This is a genomic window from Acinetobacter sp. MYb10, assembly GCF_002980175.2.
Lineage (GTDB): Bacteria > Pseudomonadota > Gammaproteobacteria > Pseudomonadales > Moraxellaceae > Acinetobacter > Acinetobacter guillouiae.
Genome location: NZ_CP058272.1, coordinates 3653898 through 3673965 on the forward strand (window position 1 = coordinate 3653898; position 20068 = coordinate 3673965).

Sequence of the window (20068 nt, forward strand, 5' to 3'; positions counted from 1 at the left end):
CTCGCTGACGAGGCGGTAGTGAATCATTAACAGAATATATTTGAGTTGAAATAATTGTTTAAACTCGTTTTAGTTGATGTTAGCAAGCAATTGTTAATGTTGAGTGAAATGAGCACTAGCGATAAAACTGAATCAAGCGTTTTGGTATATGAATTAAATTGAAGCTGTATAGTGATTAAATTCACAGGCAACAAATAGAAGTGATTAAGTTCACATTGTTGATCCTCCTTGTAGGGATTAACGACTGTTTGGGGTTGTATAGTCAAGTAATTAAGTGCATGTGGTGGATGCCTTGGCAGTCAGAGGCGATGAAAGACGTAATAGCCTGCGATAAGCTTCGGGGAGGCGGCAAATATCCTGTGATCCGGAGATTTCTGAATGGGGAAACCCACTTACCATAAGGTAGGTATCGCATGATGAATACATAGTCATGCGAGGCGAACGAGGGGAAGTGAAACATCTCAGTACCCTTAGGAAAAGAAATCAATTGAGATTCCCTCAGTAGCGGCGAGCGAACGGGGATCAGCCCATTAAGTTATATGTGTTTTAGCGGAAAGCTCTGGGAAGTGCTACCGTAGAGGGTGATAGTCCCGTACACGAAAGGGCACATATAATGATGACGAGTAGGGCGAGGCACGTGAAACCTTGTCTGAATATGGGGGGACCATCCTCCAAGGCTAAATACTCCTGACTGACCGATAGTGAACCAGTACCGTGAGGGAAAGGCGAAAAGAACCCCTGTGAGGGGAGTGAAATAGATCCTGAAACCGCATGCATACAAGCAGTGGGAGCCGACTTGTTCGGTGACTGCGTACCTTTTGTATAATGGGTCAGCGACTTATATTCAGTAGCAAGGTTAACCGCATAGGGGAGCCGTAGAGAAATCGAGTCTTAATAGGGCGTTTAGTTGCTGGGTATAGACCCGAAACCGGGTGATCTATCCATGAGCAGGTTGAAGGTTGGGTAACACTAACTGGAGGACCGAACCCACTGTCGTTGAAAAGCCAGGGGATGACTTGTGGATAGGGGTGAAAGGCTAATCAAACTCGGTGATAGCTGGTTCTCCCCGAAAGCTATTTAGGTAGCGCCTCGGACGAATACCATAGGGGGTAGAGCACTGTTTCGGCTAGGGGGTCATCCCGACTTACCAAACCGATGCAAACTCCGAATACCTATGAGTACTATCCGGGAGACAGACTGCGGGTGCTAACGTCCGTAGTCAAGAGGAAAACAATCCAGACCGCCAGCTAAGGCCCCCAAATTATAGTTAAGTGGGAAACGATGTGGGAAGGCATAGACAGCTAGGAGGTTGGCTTAGAAGCAGCCACCCTTTAAAGAAAGCGTAATAGCTCACTAGTCGAGTCGGCCTGCGCGGAAGATGTAACGGGGCTAAAACTATATGCCGAAGCTGCGGATGTATACTATGTATACGTGGTAGGGGAGCGTTCTGTAAGCCGATGAAGGTGTATTGAGAAGTATGCTGGAGGTATCAGAAGTGCGAATGCTGACGTGAGTAACGACAAAACGGGTGAAAAACCCGTTCGCTGAAAGACCAAGGGTTCCAGTCCAACGTTAATCGGGGCTGGGTGAGTCGACCCCTAAGGCGAGGCCGAGAGGCGTAGTCGATGGGAAATTGGTTAATATTCCAATACTTCTGTGTAATGCGATGAGAGGACGGAGAAAGTTAAGTCAGCCTGGCGTTGGTTGTCCAGGTGAAAGGCAGTAGGCATGCATCTTAGGCAAATCCGGGGTGCTCTATGCTGAGAGCTGATAGCAAGCTAGTTTACTAGCGAAGTGGCTGATACTATGCTTCCAGGAAAAGTCTCTAAGCTTCAGTTACACAGGAATCGTACCCTAAACCGACACAGGTGGTCAGGTCGAGTAGACCAAAGCGCTTGAGAGAACTCTGCTGAAGGAACTAGGCAAAATGGTACCGTAACTTCGGGAGAAGGTACGCTGCTGACGGTGATAGGACTTGCTCCTTGAGCTATTGGCAGCCACAGAAACCAGGCCCCTGCAACTGTTTATTAAAAACATAGCACTCTGCAAACACGAAAGTGGACGTATAGGGTGTGATGCCTGCCCGGTGCTGGAAGGTTAATTGATGGGGTTAGCGTAAGCGAAGCTCTTGATCGAAGCCCCAGTAAACGGCGGCCGTAACTATAACGGTCCTAAGGTAGCGAAATTCCTTGTCGGGTAAGTTCCGACCTGCACGAATGGCATAATGATGGGGGCGCTGTCTCCAGCAGAGGCTCAGTGAAATCGAAATCGCCGTGAAGATGCGGTGTACCCGCGGCTAGACGGAAAGACCCCGTGAACCTTTACTGCAGCTTGACATTGAACTTTGATCTTACTTGTGTAGGATAGGTGGGAGGCTTTGAAGTAGTGACGCCAGTTGCTATGGAGCCATCCTTGAAATACCACCCTGGTAATATTGAGGTTCTAACTCTGTCCCGTTATCCGGGACGAGGACCATGTCTGGTGGGTAGTTTGACTGGGGCGGTCTCCTCCTAAAGAGTAACGGAGGAGTACGAAGGTGCGCTCAGCGTGGTCGGAAATCACGCGTAGAGTATAAAGGCAAAAGCGCGCTTAACTGCGAGACCCACAAGTCGAGCAGGTACGAAAGTAGGTCTTAGTGATCCGGTGGTTCTGTATGGAAGGGCCATCGCTCAACGGATAAAAGGTACTCTGGGGATAACAGGCTGATACCGCCCAAGAGTTCATATCGACGGCGGTGTTTGGCACCTCGATGTCGGCTCATCTCATCCTGGGGCTGAAGCAGGTCCCAAGGGTATGGCTGTTCGCCATTTAAAGAGGTACGCGAGCTGGGTTTAGAACGTCGTGAGACAGTTCGGTCCCTATCTACCGTGGGCGTTGGAAATTTGAGAGGATCTGCTCCTAGTACGAGAGGACCAGAGTGGACGAACCTCTGGTGTACCGGTTGTGACGCCAGTCGCATCGCCGGGTAGCTATGTTCGGAAGGGATAACCGCTGAAAGCATCTAAGCGGGAAGCCTACCTCAAGATAAGATTTCCCTAGGACTTTATGTCCTCTAAAGAGCCGTTGAAGACTACGACGTTGATAGGTTGGATGTGGAAGTGCGGTGACGCATGAAGCTGACCAATACTAATTGCTCGTGAGGCTTGACTATACAACACCCAAGCAGTTGTATATGAAGCATCATTTGATTCATAAAAGATCAAACATACTTGATTTAGTTGAAAAGCTAGTTACAATACCCAACTCAAATGTTCTGTTAAACTCATTTGGTACGAAGTAAGGCATTTAAATAAGACCCGAACAAGTCCATAACAGTTTGCTGGCGACAATAGCAAGAGTGAACCACCTGATCCCTTCCCGAACTCAGAAGTGAAACCTCTTAGCGCTGATGGTAGTGTGGGGTTACCCATGTGAGAGTAAGTCATCGCCAGCTTTTAAATCTAAAACACCCCGGTCTCTAGAGAGCGGGGTGTTTTTTTATGCCCATATGAAAGAAAAAGATAAGAAATTAAGAAGCAAAATAAAAGCTCTAGCCTTAGCAGGAGCTTTTAAAGATCATTAAAAAGATTCTACTCAAACAATAAAATCATTAATCTTTAAAATGAACAGGAATCCATTGATAGCTCTTCTCATCTGCTGAGTAAATATGTCCAATGCCCGGGAAAGGCAAATGGGGTGCTGCGATGGTTTGTCCACGTTTTGCATAATCAGCAAACTGCTTTAATCGGGTTTGAACAGCTGTTTTCGGGTCAATATCATATTCTATTGCTGTTTCAGGTTTATCGAATTGTACTGTATGAGAGTGGACAATATCCCCAATAAAAACAATATCTTCACCCGTTGTTTTTAGTTTGTAACTAAAATGTCCCGGGGTATGACCTGCTGTGTTGATCACTTCAAATCCATTGATGTTGTCACCCAGTTTAAATGTTTTAAACTGCTTTTTAGCTTGATAGGGTGCAAGGGCGGCTTTGATCTTTTCTACAGTTGCTAAGTAATTGGCACGTTTATCTTGTGCTATTTTTTCAGCCTGTTTCGGATTCAACCAATAATTTTCTTCATCTTCAGAGACATAGATGGTGGCATTTGGGTAGTTTGCTATGCCATTTTTACTGACACCACAAGAATGATCAGGATGTAAATGTGTCAGTAAAATCGTATTGATTTGTTCAGGTTGATGACCTGAAGCTTTGAGATTTTTTAATACAGAGCCTAGATGCGCACCGAAACAATCTGCAGTACCACTATCCACCAAAACCAGTGATTTACCTGTGTTAACTAAAAATGCATTCACCGATGTTTGTACACCTTTGGCTTGATCTGCATGATATTTCTTTAAAATTTCTTGAACCTTATCCTGTGAAATATCTTTAAATAGTGTGGGAGACATAAAGTTGGTGCCATCTAGCAAGGCGGTAATTTGTGTATTGCCCAGCTGATGTTGGTAAAATCCTGCTACTTGTGCTTGTTGTTCAATGATCGGTAATATTTTAGTGACTTCTGCTTGTGATGTAAGAGGGAATAAGCCGAATAAAAGTACTGATAATGATAGGGCGGTTTTTTTCATTGGATTTGATCAAAATTAATTTAACGAATTATTTTTTAACATGGATTGGTTCAGCACTGCGCTTTTTATATATGAAAAAAAATCTACTTTTGTAAGCGAATTTTTTATTAATATACACAATGATCGAATCAGCTATGTGAGGTCATTCATTTATATCCTGACGATTTTTGGCTCTTTTCCATTCAATAAAAGTACAAATCAGCGTTGTTGGTAGTATAAGGACAAACTGGAGGTAAAGAAAAGTGAATAAAGGGGACGGCGTGACTATAGCAATGATAAGAATAAAAGGGGTTAGCATAAAGCTTAAAAGACACCCATAGATAAAACTATAACGCCAAGAGGCTAACGCTAATTTACTTGCAAAAAAGTGTTTAAATAAGAGATTGGTAATGATGGCTGGAATGCACCCTAGGAGATAACCAAATGGAGTAATCAAGATGAATGCAGCGATCATTGGAAATATAATAGATGGTGTAATGAGTCCTTTTAAAAACCGCATTGGATTATAAAAAATAATTTCGCTGTGAAATGTGATTGCGATAATAAATGTACCGATGAATGGACCACAGAGGATAAATGCAGATATTTTTCTTTTGTTATTTTTTGACATATCCATATTGAGGCGAGCCCCTTTTTTTCATTTTTATAATGATAGTGTAGTAAAACATTAGCATAAAAAAAGACTTCCGAAGAAGCCTTTTAGTGATTTATGATCGTCTAGGATGAGACAATCAATACTTAAGAAACTTTATCACCTGGTTTCGCACCAGATTCAGGTGAAATCACCCAAACGCCATCACCATTTCCAGCAGCAAGCACCATACCATTTGAAATACCAAAACGCATTTTACGCGGCGCAAGGTTTGCAATCATAACCACCAATTTGCCAGTTAAGTCTTCAGGTTTGTAGAACTCACGGATCCCACTGAATACATTACGTGGTTCAGCTTCACCGACATTTAGAGTCAATTGAAGCAGCTTATCAGAACCTTCTACTGTTGCTGCTTCTAAGACTTCAGCAACACGCAAGTCGACTTTGATAAAGTCATCAATCGTAATGATTTCTGCTTCACCCACTTTGGCTTCAGGCTTTTTCTCTTTGGCTTTTTCAGTTTTCTTTTCTGCTTTCGCTGGTGTTGCAGCAGCTAAAGATTCTTTTGATGCATCAACCATTGCAGCAACTGCTTTTGGATCAACACGTTGCATCAATGGTTGGAATTGAGCAATTTCATGCGCAACTAAAACCGTTTTTCCTGAAGTAAAATCAAAACTTTCAAGTTTTAAGAAGTCTTGAACTTGTGTTGCCAAAGTTGGAAGTACTGGTGCCAAGTAAACAGCCAATTGGCGGAATAGATTGATCCCAACAGAACAGACATCATGAACTTGTTGTTCCTGGCCTTCTTGTTTTGCCAAAGCCCATGGTTTTTTCTCATCAATATACTGATTTGCACGATCAGCAAGTGCCATGATTTCACGTATAGCGGTTGAAAACTCACGCGCTTCATAAGATTGAGCAATCGAATCACCCGCATCAATGAAACTTTGAACCAGTTCAGGTTCAGCACATGTTGTAGACAAGCTATTATTAAAATTGCTGTTAATGAATTTTGCACAACGACTGGCAATATTCACAACTTTTCCTACTAAATCTGAATTTACTTTTTGTACAAAGTCATCAAGATTCAAATCAGAATCTTCAACTTTATCAGAGAGTTTAGAAGCAAAGTAATAACGTAAATATTCAGGATTTAAGTGCTGTAAATAGGTTTCAGCTTTAATAAATGTGCCACGCGATTTTGACATTTTTTGACCATTTACAGTCAAGAAACCATTTACGAATAGACCTGTAGGGGTGCGGTAATTTGCACCTTCTAACATCGCAGGCCAGAACAACGCATGGAAATATACAATGTCTTTACCAATGAAGTGATAGACCTCATTTTTAGAATCTTTTTTCCAGTAGTCGTCAAAGCTTAATTCTGGGCGTTTCGTTTTGATGTAATTTTCAAAACTTGACATATAACCAATCGGGGCATCAACCCAAACATAGAAATATTTATTTGGTGCATCTGGAATTTCAAAGCCGAAATAAGGTGCATCACGAGAGATATCCCAATCGTTTAGACCATTTTCAAACCATTCATCTAACTTATTGGCGATCGAAACAGGTAAACGACCTTCGTCACGCGTCCATTTTTGCAAGTATTCGGCAAAATTTGGGAGTTTAAAGAAATAATGATCTGATGATTTTTCAACAGGTGTCGCACCACTTAATGTTGAGCGTGGATTCAATAGCTCTGTTGCATTATAGGTCGTACCACATACTTCGCATGAGTCGCCATACTGATCTTCCGCTTTACATTTTGGACAAGTCCCTTTAATGAAACGGTCTGACAAGAACATGCTTTTTTCAGGATCAAACAACTGTGTAACAGGACGAATCGCAATATTGCCTGCCTCACGGTTTTTAATATAGATTTCCTCAGAACGGGCTTTATTTTCATCGCTATTGGTTGAATCATAGTGATCAAAATGTACGCCAAAACCATCAAAATCACGGATATGCTCTTTTTGCACATTGGCAATTTGTGCTTCTGGACTAATCCCATTTGCTTCTGCACGGAGCATGATTGCTGTACCGTGTGCATCATCCGCGCAGACATAAGTCACTTCATGACCCATTGCACGCATGGCACGAACCCAGATATCTGCTTGGATGTAGCCGAGTAGGTGACCCATATGAATAGGACCATTTGCGTATGGAAGGGCGTTAGTGACTAAAATATTTCGCACGGATATAACTCTCTTTCTCAAAGTTAATGCAAGGGCATTGATTTTAGCGTAATTGCTATGAAGATGCACAACAGAATAGGTGAATTCTTTTCAAATGTAGATTTTTATGCATATTCTTATATCTGCCAATTCATTATTATAGAATGGTGTATTCGTGTATTTCCCAAGAGCAATAAATCTATGATTGATGATGAATATTTTGATGATGACCAGCCTGTAACCCGTATTCCACAAAATCAAAATAGTAAAAATCTGATTGAAAAAAATATTCTGAAACAAGCTGAACGCTATTTTGCAGATATTTCTGAAGATGAACATCAGTATCTTATTGAAACACTCAATGGGTTTGCTCAAGAAGAGCCTTATTTTGAAGTTTTAGCCAATCAATTGGATCAGCCTGTGGGGGCTAAAATTGCCAATGACGCTCTCAATCTATTGCATTTTTGGCAATTGATACATGAAGCTGAGGATATTGCTCAGTTTAATCTTTTAGATGTGATCAACAGTGAGTTTTTTCAGTCCGAGATGTTTAAAGCTTTTGATCAATTAGCGCTGGGTGAGCAGAAGTCACAATACCAAGCTGTGTTAGAACAAAGCTTTAAACTCTATCAATTAGGGTTGTATGCGGGATGTATTCCATTGCTTTATGCCCAATTAGAAGGTTTGTTAACAGCTGTTTTAGTTCAAAATGGTTATTTAAAACAACAGGACACCAAGTTTATTGATGTCTATAAAATCGTTCCTGGGTTAAAAGGTCATGAGATTAAAAGTTTGTGGCATAAAGCTAAAATTGCCAATGAATTGAATCATTATTTTTTAGAGTTGGCTGCTTATAAGATGGATAGTAGTTCAACGGTGAGTATGACACGGCATAATATTCTACATGGTACGGATTTGAATCATTTTAATCAGGGTCGCAGTTTCGTATTGTTTATTTGGCTATTTGCGGCAGTCAGTTTTATGGGAAATGTCCGATCATAAAGTCCGAATCGTGATGATTCTTCACCTAAACTTCACATCCTAATCAAACACGCTACATTTTAATTTTAGAAACTAACACCAAGATCGAAGCAGGAGAAAATCATGCGGTCTTGGTATGTATTTGTTGCGTCAGCATTTGCAAGTTTGGCGGCTGTTCTCAGTTTAGTTGTGCCATTTTGTCTTTTTCTATATTTTTATCAGGGCGATTTATTTATTTCAGCTTCTGAACGAACTTCAAGCCGAGGCATGGAAGTCGTATTGTATTTAACTCCATTTTTTCTGCTGGTCGGGTTTTTTAGTTACGCAGTTATTTTTAAAGTATTTAAAGCACCTCAAAAAATCATCGAAACAACACAGATTATAAAATCTATAACTTTGATCTTTATCATGATGCTATGTTTTTTATTCTTAGTTTTATGTTTAGATGGTGCTCTATCTAGTTTTATCGAGGCATTGAGTTATTTACTCTTCGTTTATTTACTGTTATTGCTCCCGTTTTGTATCGGTCTAATTCTCGGAAATGCAATTTATTTCATTTTATACAGAAAATTTAATGCGCAGAATATGTTTAGAAAACAAGTACATCATTGGGTTTAAATTTGCGTTTCATGTTATGTTCGAACTTCGATATCAATAAGAAATTACCTATGCTTAAACTGATTGCCGAAGACTTTATCCAAGTGGATAAAATTGATTTAGTTTTACCTTTATATCAACAATTAGTTGAGGAAACTAAACGAGAAGCGGGCTGTATTGCCTATGATTTATATCATGATTTACGCAATACAGGGCATTTTGTATTTATTGAGGAATGGATTGATCGAGCTGCTTTAGATGCCCATGTTCAATCCGCCCATTTTCAGGATTTAGTCCCGCAAATTGATCAACATAGAAGACAAGACGGAATTTTTACCCATATGCAGCATTATGATGAATTGTTTAAAAAATGAATATTTAGCATTCATCTTCAATCATTTTCTTAATCTTGATTGCCTTTTCAAAATGATCAAGCTGATGGGTTTTAATCCACCATTCTGCCACTTGCATTAAGGTTTCTGGATCGTCATTTTTATTGGCAAAGAATGCATAAAAAGATAAACCAACATCATCTCCCTTTTTGGCAATTTTATCATTACAGACTCGGATAATTTTTTCTTTCATTAACTGTTGCATTAAATAGACTCGGTATTTGTTTTGATTCAATGATTTTCAATCAATCAGAATAGGCTATTTTATTCATTTTGAAACAAAAAAACACATCGCTACAAACTGTGTATGAATTGTTAAAGAAATGCATCTTTTTACATTTTATGGAGTTTCAGTTGTTATAACTAGGGTGAGACTTAATTGAATAGGAAGAAAATCATGACAAATTTAGACGATTTAAAAAACAAAGCTTCTGAAGTAATTGATGATGTGAAGTTAAAAGCCAAAGAAGCAAAATTAGGTGCTGAAAAGGTTGCAGATGACCTCAAACATAAAGCAAAAGAAACACTGCTTAAAGGTGAGCAAGCTGTAAATGATTTGAAGCACAAAAAAGATGATGAAAAGTAATTTGAACAATCACTGAACAGCGCCACGCTGTTCAGTGATACTTTTTAATTAAGGTTCTTTACGAATCCACTCAATTTCACGAATCTGATTATTCACCACCGTAAAAGTATAAGTTACATTCTCAATCTCATAGATATAGTTGGATACGGTAACCGTCGTTTTACCTTCTTTACGTTCATAAGTGTTCATTGAAATTGGAGATTGGCCAATACGTGTCGACATTTCCGTCAAACTATCACCTACAGAAACCAATTGCCCTGAAGATGTACGCACCGCAGTTGTAGAGGTTCCAGCAACAGCTGAACTCGAAATGATTACAGAAAAAACTAAAAATAATAGAGACTTCATAGACCTACCTTATTATTGTCAAAAACCACACAAAGTTGTTATTTACCCAACGTGACTATAGCTATTTTTTATCCAGTATTTGTATGGGAATTATTAAGAAGGTGTTTGTCATAGAAATTTAAATCGCAAAAACAAAAAGTTCATTCTGAACAATGAGATAAAATGATTGAATAGATTATTTGGGATGCTAAACCAACTAAATCAGTAGGATTAATAACAACATTCAAAAAGCTGAATAGAAGTTTGCTTAACCTCAGGTCAATTTACAGTTAAACTATCTGTTCTCAGTATTTATTGTATTTGCAAATTTGGAGCAAATCTATGTCGTGGCTTTCTTCGCTTAAATCAGTTTTTTCTCCTGCGCAGGAGGTGAAAGAGGAAGAAGTCCAATCTGTTTTGCAAAACTATATTTTGCCAAATTCAAATGTCTTAAAAGATCGTATTACTCAAGTGAATGTTGTAGGCCGAGTATTACAACTGACAATTAATACTTATCCTGAAGAGGCAGATCATTTACAAAAAATTCATGATGATCTCGCAGATGCATTGGAGAAGTGTGGTATTCAAGAGTTGAATTTGCATGTGATCCAACAAAAAATTCAACATGATTCGAGTTGTGGCAGTGACCAACATGGAAAAGCAGGGCATAGTTGCGCTTCAAAGCCCAAAGAGCAACATCCTAATCTTCCTCCAGTTGTCGATGCTTCTGCTAAAATGGCAAATACACAAGAAGATCCTAATAATCCACCGATTCAAAAAGCAGCACCACAACAACGAGATATTCCGAAACACCCTCGAATTGAAAATGTGATCCTCATATCATCGGGTAAAGGTGGTGTGGGTAAATCAACCACCACAGTAAATATCGCATTGGCTTTGCACAAACTAGGCTTAAAAGTCGGGGTTTTGGATGCTGATATCTATGGTCCAAGTATTCCAACAATGCTGGGGAATGCAGGGCAAACACCTAAAATAGAAGGTGAAAATTTTGTACCATTAGAAGCTTATGGTATGGCGGTACTTTCGATCGGTCATTTGATTGGAAAAGAAAATACACCAGTTGCTTGGCGTGGTGCAAAAGCCACAGGTGCATTGATGCAACTGTTTAATCAAGCGTTATGGCCTGATTTAGATGTTCTAGTTATCGATATGCCACCTGGTACAGGTGATATTCAATTAACCCTTGCCCAGCGTATTCCTGTAACTGGCGCTGTGATTGTGACGACACCACAGAATGTAGCCTTGATGGATGCGGTTAAAGGGATCGAACTGTTTAATAAAGTGCATATTCCAGTTATGGGTGTTGTGGAAAATATGTCGACACATATCTGTTCAAACTGTGGTCATGAAGAACAAATTTTTGGTACTGGTGGCGGAGATAAATTGTCTGAGCAATATAATATTCCGTTGCTGGGTCGATTACCTTTAAATGTTCAAATTCGTGAAAATGCTGATGCTGGTAAACCTTCTGTGATTGCAGGAGATGTTGCTGCAGAAAACTATATGGCTATTGCTGAAAAAATTGCACAAGCTTTACCTAAAGCCGAAAAAGATCCGCATAGAATTTTCTAAGAATTGACCTCTTAAGCGTCCTCTCTTTATCTTAACAATCGAATTAAAGAGAGGATACTTGAGAATGAATCAATGAAATATTTAAACTTACTCGATAATAAGATTTTATAAGCATTACCCATTTTTAGTATCCCAAAGAAATTAAAATAATTTCTGATAAATATGAAGGGTATGGTACAAATAGGGTTGATCAACAGACTATACTAAGTTAATTAAAGTTATTCCCAACTCAAAATAAAATTTAAATCGCCTTCTCTTAACTATCTGTATAAAAATATAGAAAATTGATCAACTGGTATATTCATTGCTTAGGTATAATTTCTTATTTAAACCATTGAGTAGACCATGCTATTAAAAAAAATCTTATGTGCTTTGGGAATCTGTAGTTCGATGTTCTTGGCTGCATGTAACGATAGTGATTCAGATAAAACCAATTCTAATTCAACGGCACAGAAATCATTGCAACCCATCATCATTCAAGGTGCTTTACCTGTAGAGTCTGAGCAAATGGCCTCAAAACTAAGCAATTCTACAGTCGAAACGTTCGGTGGTTGGAAGTTTTGGAAAGGCACCTACCAAGGTTATCCGGTGATTATCTCTAAAACAAGAATGGGAATGAGCAACTCTGCTGCCGCAACAGCAATTGCGATTGAACGTTATAAACCCATTGCGATTATTAACCAAGGAACATCAGGTGGACATGATCCAGATCTTAATGTCTATGATATTGTTTTAGGTCGTTACACCACCAATATTGGTGCATTTAGAACACCTAAAAAAGCGGTTGGAGAGGGTTCGAATTCTCTTGAATGGACAGAAGCTTTTGATGTGCTGCCTACGGATGAGTCTGATCCTGAACCGATTGCGATTCGTAAATTTGAAGCAGATAAAGATCTGTTATTGGCGGCGCAGCGTGCAAAAACCAATTATAGCAAGGGCCGTGTGGTTGAAGGTACTATTGGTTCAGCAGATGTTTGGAACAATGAATTGGATCGAATTGCTTTTTTCCATAAAAACTATGGCACTTCTGTAGAGGAAATGGAGGCTGCATCTGTGGCACAAATTGCCAGCCAATATAAAGTACCATTCCTTGGTGTTCGTATTTTATCGAACAATATTACCAATGGCGGTGCATATGACCCAGGCACTGGAGAAGCATGCCAGCATTATGTTTTAGATGTAGTTGTTGAATATATGAAAGCTAAACAAGCCGCTTTGAAGTAAATTTTTTATCAGAATAAGTTGGAGCTTGTTTAAAGAATGTTTGGCTGTTTTTTACGGTTATTCCATTTTTTAATCACGCTCCAACGCCAGTAAATACGTGTCACAATAAAGAGTAGCGATGCAAATACAAATGCTTCAATAAACAAACCAGTTGCAAGAATTTTGGCTAGACTAAAATCAATATGCCCATGGCCAAAGTTTTTGATCCAATGAATGATTTGATGGAAAACACCGAGTAACATTTCCTTATTGATCATATGCACATGATAAATTTTGGAACCAATCCAAAAGGCAAAAATCAAAATTGGCACAATGGTTAAGGGATTCATGATCCAAGCTAAAATTAAACCAATCGGTAAGTTTGCCTCAAAGAATAAAACTGAAAAAATAATTAATAAGGTGTGGAATGGGATAGGCAAGATGCCCCAAAAGGTACCAATAAACATTGCTTTAGAAATCGATTTTCGATTGACATACCAAAGCTGAGGACTTAAGGCTTTATCGCCAAAAATCTTCATGAATTTCAAATTGTTGACTCGCTCTGGACTAGGGAGCCAAGACTGAAAAAAATGCTTTGCCATAAAAGTAGAAAATGCAAGAAAGGTAACTATTGTGCATCAATGTAGATAAAAACGACAACCTTTCTGACAAAAAACCTAATGAGTAAGAGAAAAATATGGATAAAGAATAGTCAATAAAACTGAAAATTTACTTAAAAAGCCCTTGATTTGTGTCTAAGACTGCCTGTAATTGAACTACTTGTTATTTTAAGGCTAATCAGTGTTCTATTTGGGAATAAACTTACTGATTTAAAAGGTATTATTATTGATTTAAAAGTTTGATTTTGGACATAAAAACAGCATTTCTTTGATCAGTGACTTTGCGGTTTTTATCTGACTTTATGTTTTCAAGATATTGAAAATAATATATATTTTCATTTATAGGACTGTTCTTCAATAAGTTCTCTTACAATTATTTTTTTGCCAATTCAATTTAAAAGATTTAATCTGCGATCAATCCATTGATGAGGTCATTTAATGATTTCATGGTTTTTTATTGGCTTGGTGGTGACGATTCTTTTAACACCAGGACCAACCAATACGCTTTTAGCATCTTCTGGGATTCAAGTTGGAATTCGAAAATCTCTTGCATTAATTCCAGCGGAAGCGCTTGGCTATCTTATCTCCATTACCATTTGGGGATTAATTATTGGATCTGTGTCTAAACAGTTTCCAAGTGTACCGGTTATTCTCAAATTATTTAGTGCAGGTTATATTTTATTCCTGGCTTTGAAATTATGGCGTACAGCAAATCGAGATGAAAACTTTAATCATGCGACAATTCGGGCGCGTGAGTTATTTTTTGCAACCCTTTTAAACCCGAAAGCACTTCTTTTCGCTTCTGCAATTTTCCCAACACATGTATGGCAAAATGCGTCTGCTTATACTTCACATATGTTGGTGTTTTTATTATTAATCGTACCCATTGCATTTTTTTGGACATTTATTGGTTCTGTGATTTGCAGTAATAAAGTGACGTGGCTCAATCAGCGCAATATGCAAAGAACTGCGTCTTTAGTTTTAGTGAGTTTTACTGTACCACTGAGCTATTCAGCACTTTTAAGCCTTTAACAATCGATTATAGTTGAACTTAAGTTTGTACGTTTACTTACAGACTTGGGTTGCTCTATTTCGTCATAAACATTCCTTTCAAAAGCAATTTCAGTTAAAGTACAGCGCAGTAAATAGCACAGTTTTGGGATAGAGATAAATGGCAATTAAGTCTGATCGTTGGATTCGTGAAATGAGCGAAAAGCACGGTATGATTGAACCGTATGCAGAAAACCAAGTGCGTTATGATGAACAAGGTGAAAAGCTGATTTCTTATGGCGTATCTAGCTATGGTTATGACGTACGTTGTGCACGTGAGTTTAAAGTCTTTACCAATGTTCACTCTGCTATTGTAGACCCTAAAAATTTCGATGAGCGTAGTTTTATCGACATTGAATCTGATGTCTGTATCATCCCTCCAAATTCATTTGCATTAGCACGTACTGTTGAATATTTCCGTATTCCACGAAATGTTTTGACGATTTGCCTAGGTAAATCGACTTATGCGCGTTGCGGTATCATTGTAAATGTAACGCCACTTGAACCTGAGTGGGAAGGTCACGTGACATTAGAGTTTTCAAATACGACGAATTTACCTGCGCGTATTTATGCTGGTGAAGGCGTTGCTCAAATGCTGTTTTTTGAATCTGATGAAGTTTGTGAAACGTCTTATAAAGATCGTGGTGGTAAATACCAAGGTCAGGTTGGGGTAACCTTACCTAAAGCTTAAATTAAAAATGAGTTTGGAAAAAAGCAAGTGTAAATCACTTGCTTTTTTTATGTATATATCAATATGATAAATATGTTTAATGCATTATTTTTCAATAAAAATTTTTAAATAAAATCATAATTAAACAGAACAAAATAAGATTTAAATGTATTTGAAATTATTGTTTTTTATCGGAAAGTATAAAAAATTTATCGGAATAAATTTTAATCTATGGTATAAAAATATGCTAAATATAAATGTGATTTATATCATTTTATTTGTTCAAGATTCGAATGGTAATTTAGTGTTGGTATAAAAATAAGGTCAAGCTTTGCTCAGGATGGAAGCGTACGATGTTCGAAAGAAAATATCTAAATGTTGTATTACTAATATTGAGTGTTTTAGCGATGAGTATGACTCATGCTGCGACTTTACAAGCCTTGACTGACGAACAATTGTCAGAAACCACTGGTCAAGCACTGATGAGTTTGAGTTATATTGCACCAACAGATATTGCGAATTTAGAGGCTCGCCGTACAGGTGGAGATAGTAGTGTTGGGTTTTATAAATTAGGCTTAGAAGCGAATGTTGAATTAAATGCAAATATCAAAAAACTTCAGTTAGGTTGTGGTGGTATCAATGGAAGTGGCGGTTGTGATTTAGATTTAGATAGCGTTTCTTTTGGCTGTATTACAGGCGCAGCAGGTTATTGTATTACCTCTGCAACAACAAACCCGAATCAACCTAGTGGTCTTGATAGTAATAACGCCATCAGTAATCAAAAGAATATGAAGGATTTTGTCTTAACAAATCCTTATTTCCAATTTGCAATTAAAAATCCTAATAGTGCTTCTACTCGGGAAGTGGTGGGTATACGCATAGGAGCTGAAAAAGCAGAAGGTCCATTATCTATTGGTAATTTAAATAGTTTTAGTGGTTATTTTACAGGAAAGGCAAATTTAACCATGTTAGGTGAAACAAATGTTTCTCCTGTAACTTCAACAACCTGGAATTCAAAAGCAATATCAACGCCTAGTGCTTTTCTGGGGTTAGATGATGCTACAATTTTAGATGTACTCCTTGCTTCAGTAAAATATAGTGAAATTACTGCAAATTATTCAACTGTAAGTAGAAATGGTTTAGCTGTTTCTGTCGTTGGTAACCGTGTTAGTCAAGCAAAAATAATAGGTTTAGATTTGAGTTCGGTTGTAGATGATATTATAAATGGTACTGCAACTACTTCAGCACTGGAGTTAAATACCAGTAACTCTTGTGTGCGGATTTTGGGTGCTTGCACAGGATCTTTTGGGGCAAATGTTGGTAATCTTTTACTACCAAGATTAAGAGGTGGTATTTCTGATTATATTAAACAACAATTAGCAACAGGGCTTGGTACTTCTGTTTCGGGATTGAGTACCTATCAAATGCCTTATAATTTAAGTAACGTGCATCAAATAGATGTGAATTCAAATACTTTTGGTATTGCTCTATCTGCACAAAATTTACAATATCCTGACTATGCAGCAGCAGTGAGTAAAGGTTGGAGTATGTATCTTCAAGATGCTTTTACGCTTAATATTTCAGATAAAGTAAGTAATCTTGTGAGTAATATTGCTTCAAGTTCAAATGCGAAAGATGGAAATATTACTTTATTAGAACAGCCTTATCGTAATTGTTATGGTTCATTAAAATTCTGTTAATTTTTGGCTTCTAGAGGCTTAAAAATAAAGAAATTTAGCACTCATGATGAATCAGCTTTCTATATCAAACGTTTTAAAACCCACTTCATTCCAGTGGGTTTTTTATAGTTTAAATTGTATTCTCGCAGATGTCTTTCGTGTTGGAAGAATAGTTTAAAGTCATTTGGCTACGCTCAAAGATAAGCGTTTCTCTTGGTTGATAAGTGCCTATTAGCGATGTTGGATAACCACCTACAAGACCAAACATTTGGAAGCTGATTTGAGTGGCTGAGTCTGATAAGGGGGTATTGTTAATATAGCCTTTATCTATACCATTTAAATTTATTCCAATTTGTTTTGAATCCTGATCTAAATAAAGGCCGATTTTATAATTATTTGCAGAGCTATAAGCTATATCAAATTCTTTTTCATAATTAATGCCTGCACCCAAATCAGAAAAACTAACATAGACTTTTTTTGTTTTCGTATCATCTGAATTTGTAAGCCATACGAAGCCTCCATACTTCAGGTTTCCATTTTTGATACCATAAAAATTATATCCTAATGTATATACACCACTCTGATTTCCAGAATGAGATCCTATAGGGATATCTGCAAAGTTATCAATTTTTAGTTCTACTGCGTACATTCCTGTACTCGATAGATTCTTATCGCCTAGAATTGTGTTGTTTGTTCCATTTATATAGTTTTTATAAGATTGCGCAAATGAAGAAGTACTTGCATGATATTGATATGACGAATTCTCGAGTAGAAAACTAGCAGTTGCTCCATTTAAATATGGAAATTTTTTTGCAAGGGGAATCGGGTTCCCAATCATTTGTTGGATTTCAGTGTTTGTTGCATCAAAATTATAACTACATGCAGCCCAACTACTTATACATATTGAATTTATCATTAAGCCGAATATCATTCTTTTCATGGTGTATCCCTTTTTATTTTGAGATTTTACTATAAAGTTAAAATGAAATAGATGTGAAAATATCCGATAAAAAGGTCTAAAAAATTTAAATATTAAATACTTGCTTTAAGTAGATTAATTTTAATTAAAATGTTTGAACTATTTTTTATATCGATCATTAATTTTTTATTTATATTTGAATTTAAATCGTTTTTTATCATTGATAATTTCTATGGAATATTTTTCATGTTTTGTGATGGTGCTGGATGTCTTAATTTTTAACAAAAATTACAGTCGTTCTATCGGAAATTTAACCTGTATTTGAAAACATTATGATAGATTAATCACATTATATTTCTCTATTGAAAACTAAAATATATTTAATAGCAATAAAAGCCTAAATTTTATGAAGTTTATCTAAGATTAGGCTTGGTTATTGGAACAATAGAGTTTCACAATTTTGAACATAATCTAAGGATAAGGAGATGTTCATGCTTAAAATAAAGCTGTTGTGTGTAACACTTTTTTCATTCAGTGTCTTTGCAATAACTACTGTATATGCACAACCTACAACCTTAAAAAGTATGTCTGATGAGCAACTGTCTGAAACTACAGGTCAGGCGCTGATGAGTTTATCGTATATTGCACCTACGGATGCAACAAACCTTGAAGCCAAACGCTCAGGGGGGGATAAAAATATTGGATTTTATAAATTAGGATTGGAGGCAGCATTAGAGCTTAATGTAAATATTAAGAAACTGCAGTTAGGTTGTGGTGGTGTAAATGGTGCAGGGAACTGCGACATTGATATTGATAATTTGGGATTAAGTGGACTAGGAAACTCTGCAACATCAAATACAGATAGTGCTTCTGATCGAGCTGCCCGTGTAGGATCAAGTGCCGTTTTAACCAACCCGTTTATTCAATTTGCAATTAAAAACCCTGAAAGTGCTTCTACTCGACAAGTCGTGGGGCTAAATTTAAGTTCAGAAAAAGCTACAGGTCTTATGACATTTGGTCTTGAGAATGCAGTTGATGCATCTAATAATGGTATACCGAATGGTATAAATAGCCTGAGTGGTTATATGTTGATCGCACAGCAAACAGGTAAAGCGACAATAAATCCAATAACAATTACACAGAATGGTGCAAATAATGCTACTGGTGTCGTTCTTGCAGGTAAAGCCTGTAGTACGGGATTGTTTGGTGGCTGTGGTATTATACGGACAACATATACAACCACGAGTTATGATATAACTCTGACACCCACGTCACAAGCAACTCTTACTTTACCGCAGCAACCAATAGAAGGTAAACGTATGAATTCCGCACTTTTGACTGCATCGACAACTGTAAATAATATTCAGCTTTCCGGTCAATTGGCTGCTGATACTACACTTTTAGGCATTAAGATTTCAGGAAATACAAGTGGAGTCTTAAATAATCTTAAGGTTAATGCAACGATTGATGAAAGTTTAGGATTGTTCCATAAAGCCACATTAAATGGCACTCCTGTTTTGTTGTCCACACAATTTCAAGACATAAAGTGGCCAGGAGCGCAATCTGTAGCTCAAAAAGGTTGGTGGTTAGAGATTTCAAATCCGATTGATATTGGTGACATTACACCAAATAAAAATATTGATATTGCTATGCCAACTATTAAAGAAGCACTGGGTGAGGTAAACAACTTTTTAGCAGATAATTGGGTGTATTGTGGTTCGTTAGCTTTAAGTTGTCTTACTGGTAATATTCCATTGGGAACAGCAAATTTGCCTAATAATGCAAGTCCTGTAGATATGGCAATGAAGAATTTATCATTAAAAAATCAAAATTTCACTCCAAACTGCTATGGCTCATTAAAATTTTGTTAATCAAATGTTTATTATGCTTTAACAGTAATTATGCCAAACCTTATGACTGGTTTATTGTTTAAAAAGATTCATTTGTCGGAAATGATAGATTTTAACCAAAAAAACTTTGTCATAATTAAAAAAATTACATAGTATGAAGTGTGATAGACATAACAAAACTGTATAAACAAGGATATGTATTTTTGTGCAGTTTGAAGTCGGGAATTTAAGAAATAAAATAAAATATGGTGCGGAGCATCGT

Annotated in this window: 17 protein-coding genes and 2 rRNA genes; 12 read left to right on the top strand and 7 right to left on the bottom strand. The window is 37.5% G+C overall.

The window, feature by feature from the left end:
• The first annotated feature begins 260 nt into the window (after positions 1–260).
• Positions 261–3151, top strand: a 23S ribosomal RNA gene (locus tag CQZ96_RS17155).
• A gap of 167 nt (positions 3152–3318) precedes the next feature.
• Positions 3319–3433, top strand: a 5S ribosomal RNA gene (rrf, locus tag CQZ96_RS17160).
• Between the two features lie 156 nt (positions 3434–3589).
• On the opposite strand, the gene CQZ96_RS17165 is transcribed toward rrf, so the two are convergent.
• From CQZ96_RS17165 to metG, 3 genes are all read right to left on the bottom strand, one after another.
• On the bottom strand, positions 3590–4567 hold the full coding sequence (locus CQZ96_RS17165) for an MBL fold metallo-hydrolase (RefSeq protein WP_105714370.1): 978 nt from the start codon (positions 4565–4567) through the stop codon (positions 3590–3592).
• Between the two features lie 142 nt (positions 4568–4709).
• Positions 4710–5183: a hypothetical protein gene (locus CQZ96_RS17170; protein WP_105714369.1), complete on the bottom strand. Its 474-nt coding sequence runs from the start codon at positions 5181–5183 to the stop codon at positions 4710–4712.
• A 122-nt stretch (positions 5184–5305) separates the two neighbouring features.
• The gene (gene metG / locus CQZ96_RS17175) at positions 5306–7360 is read right to left on the bottom strand and encodes a methionine--tRNA ligase (RefSeq protein ID WP_105714368.1); all 2055 of its coding nucleotides are present in this window, start codon (positions 7358–7360) and stop codon (positions 5306–5308) included.
• A gap of 180 nt (positions 7361–7540) precedes the next feature.
• Between metG and CQZ96_RS17180 the strand changes: the two genes are divergently transcribed.
• From CQZ96_RS17180 to CQZ96_RS17190, 3 genes are all read left to right on the top strand, one after another.
• Complete coding sequence (locus tag CQZ96_RS17180) at positions 7541–8341, top strand: hypothetical protein (RefSeq protein WP_105714367.1); 801 nt, start codon at positions 7541–7543, stop codon at positions 8339–8341.
• A 102-nt stretch (positions 8342–8443) separates the two neighbouring features.
• Positions 8444–8938 (top strand): hypothetical protein, encoded by a 495-nt coding sequence (locus tag CQZ96_RS17185; protein ID WP_105714366.1) that lies wholly within the window; start codon positions 8444–8446, stop codon positions 8936–8938.
• A gap of 50 nt (positions 8939–8988) precedes the next feature.
• Positions 8989–9291 carry a putative quinol monooxygenase gene (locus tag CQZ96_RS17190; RefSeq protein WP_105714365.1) on the top strand — a complete coding sequence of 101 codons (303 nt, stop codon included), beginning with the start codon at positions 8989–8991 and terminating at the stop codon, positions 9289–9291.
• A gap of 4 nt (positions 9292–9295) precedes the next feature.
• Here CQZ96_RS17190 and CQZ96_RS17195 read toward each other — a convergent pair whose 3' ends face one another.
• Positions 9296–9514 carry a DUF6500 family protein gene (locus tag CQZ96_RS17195; protein ID WP_056515251.1) on the bottom strand — a complete coding sequence of 73 codons (219 nt, stop codon included), beginning with the start codon at positions 9512–9514 and terminating at the stop codon, positions 9296–9298.
• Between the two features lie 192 nt (positions 9515–9706).
• Between CQZ96_RS17195 and CQZ96_RS17200 the strand changes: the two genes are divergently transcribed.
• Positions 9707–9895 carry a hypothetical protein gene (locus tag CQZ96_RS17200; protein ID WP_004723829.1) on the top strand — a complete coding sequence of 63 codons (189 nt, stop codon included), beginning with the start codon at positions 9707–9709 and terminating at the stop codon, positions 9893–9895.
• Between the two features lie 48 nt (positions 9896–9943).
• On the opposite strand, the gene CQZ96_RS17205 is transcribed toward CQZ96_RS17200, so the two are convergent.
• The gene (locus tag CQZ96_RS17205; protein ID WP_056515248.1) at positions 9944–10243 is read right to left on the bottom strand and encodes a hypothetical protein; all 300 of its coding nucleotides are present in this window, start codon (positions 10241–10243) and stop codon (positions 9944–9946) included.
• Positions 10244–10564: 321 nt separating this feature from the next.
• Between CQZ96_RS17205 and apbC the strand changes: the two genes are divergently transcribed.
• Together apbC and CQZ96_RS17215 are read left to right on the top strand one after the other, a co-directional pair.
• Complete coding sequence (apbC, locus tag CQZ96_RS17210) at positions 10565–11815, top strand: iron-sulfur cluster carrier protein ApbC (protein ID WP_105714364.1); 1251 nt, start codon at positions 10565–10567, stop codon at positions 11813–11815.
• A gap of 345 nt (positions 11816–12160) precedes the next feature.
• Positions 12161–13039: a 5'-methylthioadenosine/S-adenosylhomocysteine nucleosidase gene (locus CQZ96_RS17215; protein WP_105714363.1), complete on the top strand. Its 879-nt coding sequence runs from the start codon at positions 12161–12163 to the stop codon at positions 13037–13039.
• Between the two features lie 29 nt (positions 13040–13068).
• Here the strand turns inward: CQZ96_RS17215 and CQZ96_RS17220 are convergent, their stop codons facing one another.
• The gene (locus tag CQZ96_RS17220; protein WP_105714362.1) at positions 13069–13620 is read right to left on the bottom strand and encodes a DUF2062 domain-containing protein; all 552 of its coding nucleotides are present in this window, start codon (positions 13618–13620) and stop codon (positions 13069–13071) included.
• Positions 13621–14076: 456 nt separating this feature from the next.
• On the opposite strand from CQZ96_RS17220, the gene CQZ96_RS17225 reads away from it, so the two are divergent.
• From CQZ96_RS17225 to CQZ96_RS17235, 3 genes are all read left to right on the top strand, one after another.
• Positions 14077–14670 (top strand): LysE family translocator, encoded by a 594-nt coding sequence (locus tag CQZ96_RS17225; protein WP_004723817.1) that lies wholly within the window; start codon positions 14077–14079, stop codon positions 14668–14670.
• A 139-nt stretch (positions 14671–14809) separates the two neighbouring features.
• Positions 14810–15379 carry a dCTP deaminase gene (dcd, locus tag CQZ96_RS17230; protein ID WP_056515236.1) on the top strand — a complete coding sequence of 190 codons (570 nt, stop codon included), beginning with the start codon at positions 14810–14812 and terminating at the stop codon, positions 15377–15379.
• Positions 15380–15711: 332 nt separating this feature from the next.
• On the top strand, positions 15712–17058 hold the full coding sequence (locus tag CQZ96_RS17235; protein ID WP_105714361.1) for a hypothetical protein: 1347 nt from the start codon (positions 15712–15714) through the stop codon (positions 17056–17058).
• Between the two features lie 109 nt (positions 17059–17167).
• On the opposite strand, the gene CQZ96_RS17240 is transcribed toward CQZ96_RS17235, so the two are convergent.
• Positions 17168–17977, bottom strand: a complete 810-nt coding sequence (locus CQZ96_RS17240) for a DUF4882 family protein (protein WP_105714360.1) — start codon at positions 17975–17977, stop codon at positions 17168–17170.
• 470 nt (positions 17978–18447) lie between these two features.
• Here CQZ96_RS17240 and CQZ96_RS17245 point away from each other — a divergent pair, with 470 nt between their 5' ends.
• Positions 18448–19827, top strand: a complete 1380-nt coding sequence (locus CQZ96_RS17245) for a hypothetical protein (RefSeq protein WP_105714359.1) — start codon at positions 18448–18450, stop codon at positions 19825–19827.
• Positions 19828–20068 lie beyond the last annotated feature (241 nt).

Bases quoted from the DNA above. Each gene is read 5' to 3' on its own strand.
- CQZ96_RS17165 (WP_105714370.1), bottom strand. From the start codon at position 4,567: ATGAAAAAAACCGCCCTATCATTATCAGTACTTTTATTCGGCTTATTC.
- CQZ96_RS17170 (WP_105714369.1), bottom strand. From the start codon at position 5,183: ATGGATATGTCAAAAAATAACAAAAGAAAAATATCTGCATTTATCCTC.
- CQZ96_RS17180 (WP_105714367.1), top strand. From the start codon at position 7,541: ATGATTGATGATGAATATTTTGATGATGACCAGCCTGTAACCCGTATT.
- CQZ96_RS17185 (WP_105714366.1), top strand. From the start codon at position 8,444: ATGCGGTCTTGGTATGTATTTGTTGCGTCAGCATTTGCAAGTTTGGCG.
- CQZ96_RS17190 (WP_105714365.1), top strand. From the start codon at position 8,989: ATGCTTAAACTGATTGCCGAAGACTTTATCCAAGTGGATAAAATTGAT.
- CQZ96_RS17195 (WP_056515251.1), bottom strand. From the start codon at position 9,514: ATGCAACAGTTAATGAAAGAAAAAATTATCCGAGTCTGTAATGATAAA.
- CQZ96_RS17200 (WP_004723829.1), top strand. From the start codon at position 9,707: ATGACAAATTTAGACGATTTAAAAAACAAAGCTTCTGAAGTAATTGAT.
- CQZ96_RS17205 (WP_056515248.1), bottom strand. From the start codon at position 10,243: ATGAAGTCTCTATTATTTTTAGTTTTTTCTGTAATCATTTCGAGTTCA.
- apbC (WP_105714364.1), top strand. From the start codon at position 10,565: ATGTCGTGGCTTTCTTCGCTTAAATCAGTTTTTTCTCCTGCGCAGGAG.
- CQZ96_RS17215 (WP_105714363.1), top strand. From the start codon at position 12,161: ATGCTATTAAAAAAAATCTTATGTGCTTTGGGAATCTGTAGTTCGATG.
- CQZ96_RS17220 (WP_105714362.1), bottom strand. From the start codon at position 13,620: ATGGCAAAGCATTTTTTTCAGTCTTGGCTCCCTAGTCCAGAGCGAGTC.
- CQZ96_RS17225 (WP_004723817.1), top strand. From the start codon at position 14,077: ATGATTTCATGGTTTTTTATTGGCTTGGTGGTGACGATTCTTTTAACA.
- dcd (WP_056515236.1), top strand. From the start codon at position 14,810: ATGGCAATTAAGTCTGATCGTTGGATTCGTGAAATGAGCGAAAAGCAC.
- CQZ96_RS17235 (WP_105714361.1), top strand. From the start codon at position 15,712: ATGTTCGAAAGAAAATATCTAAATGTTGTATTACTAATATTGAGTGTT.
- CQZ96_RS17240 (WP_105714360.1), bottom strand. From the start codon at position 17,977: ATGAAAAGAATGATATTCGGCTTAATGATAAATTCAATATGTATAAGT.
- CQZ96_RS17245 (WP_105714359.1), top strand. From the start codon at position 18,448: ATGCTTAAAATAAAGCTGTTGTGTGTAACACTTTTTTCATTCAGTGTC.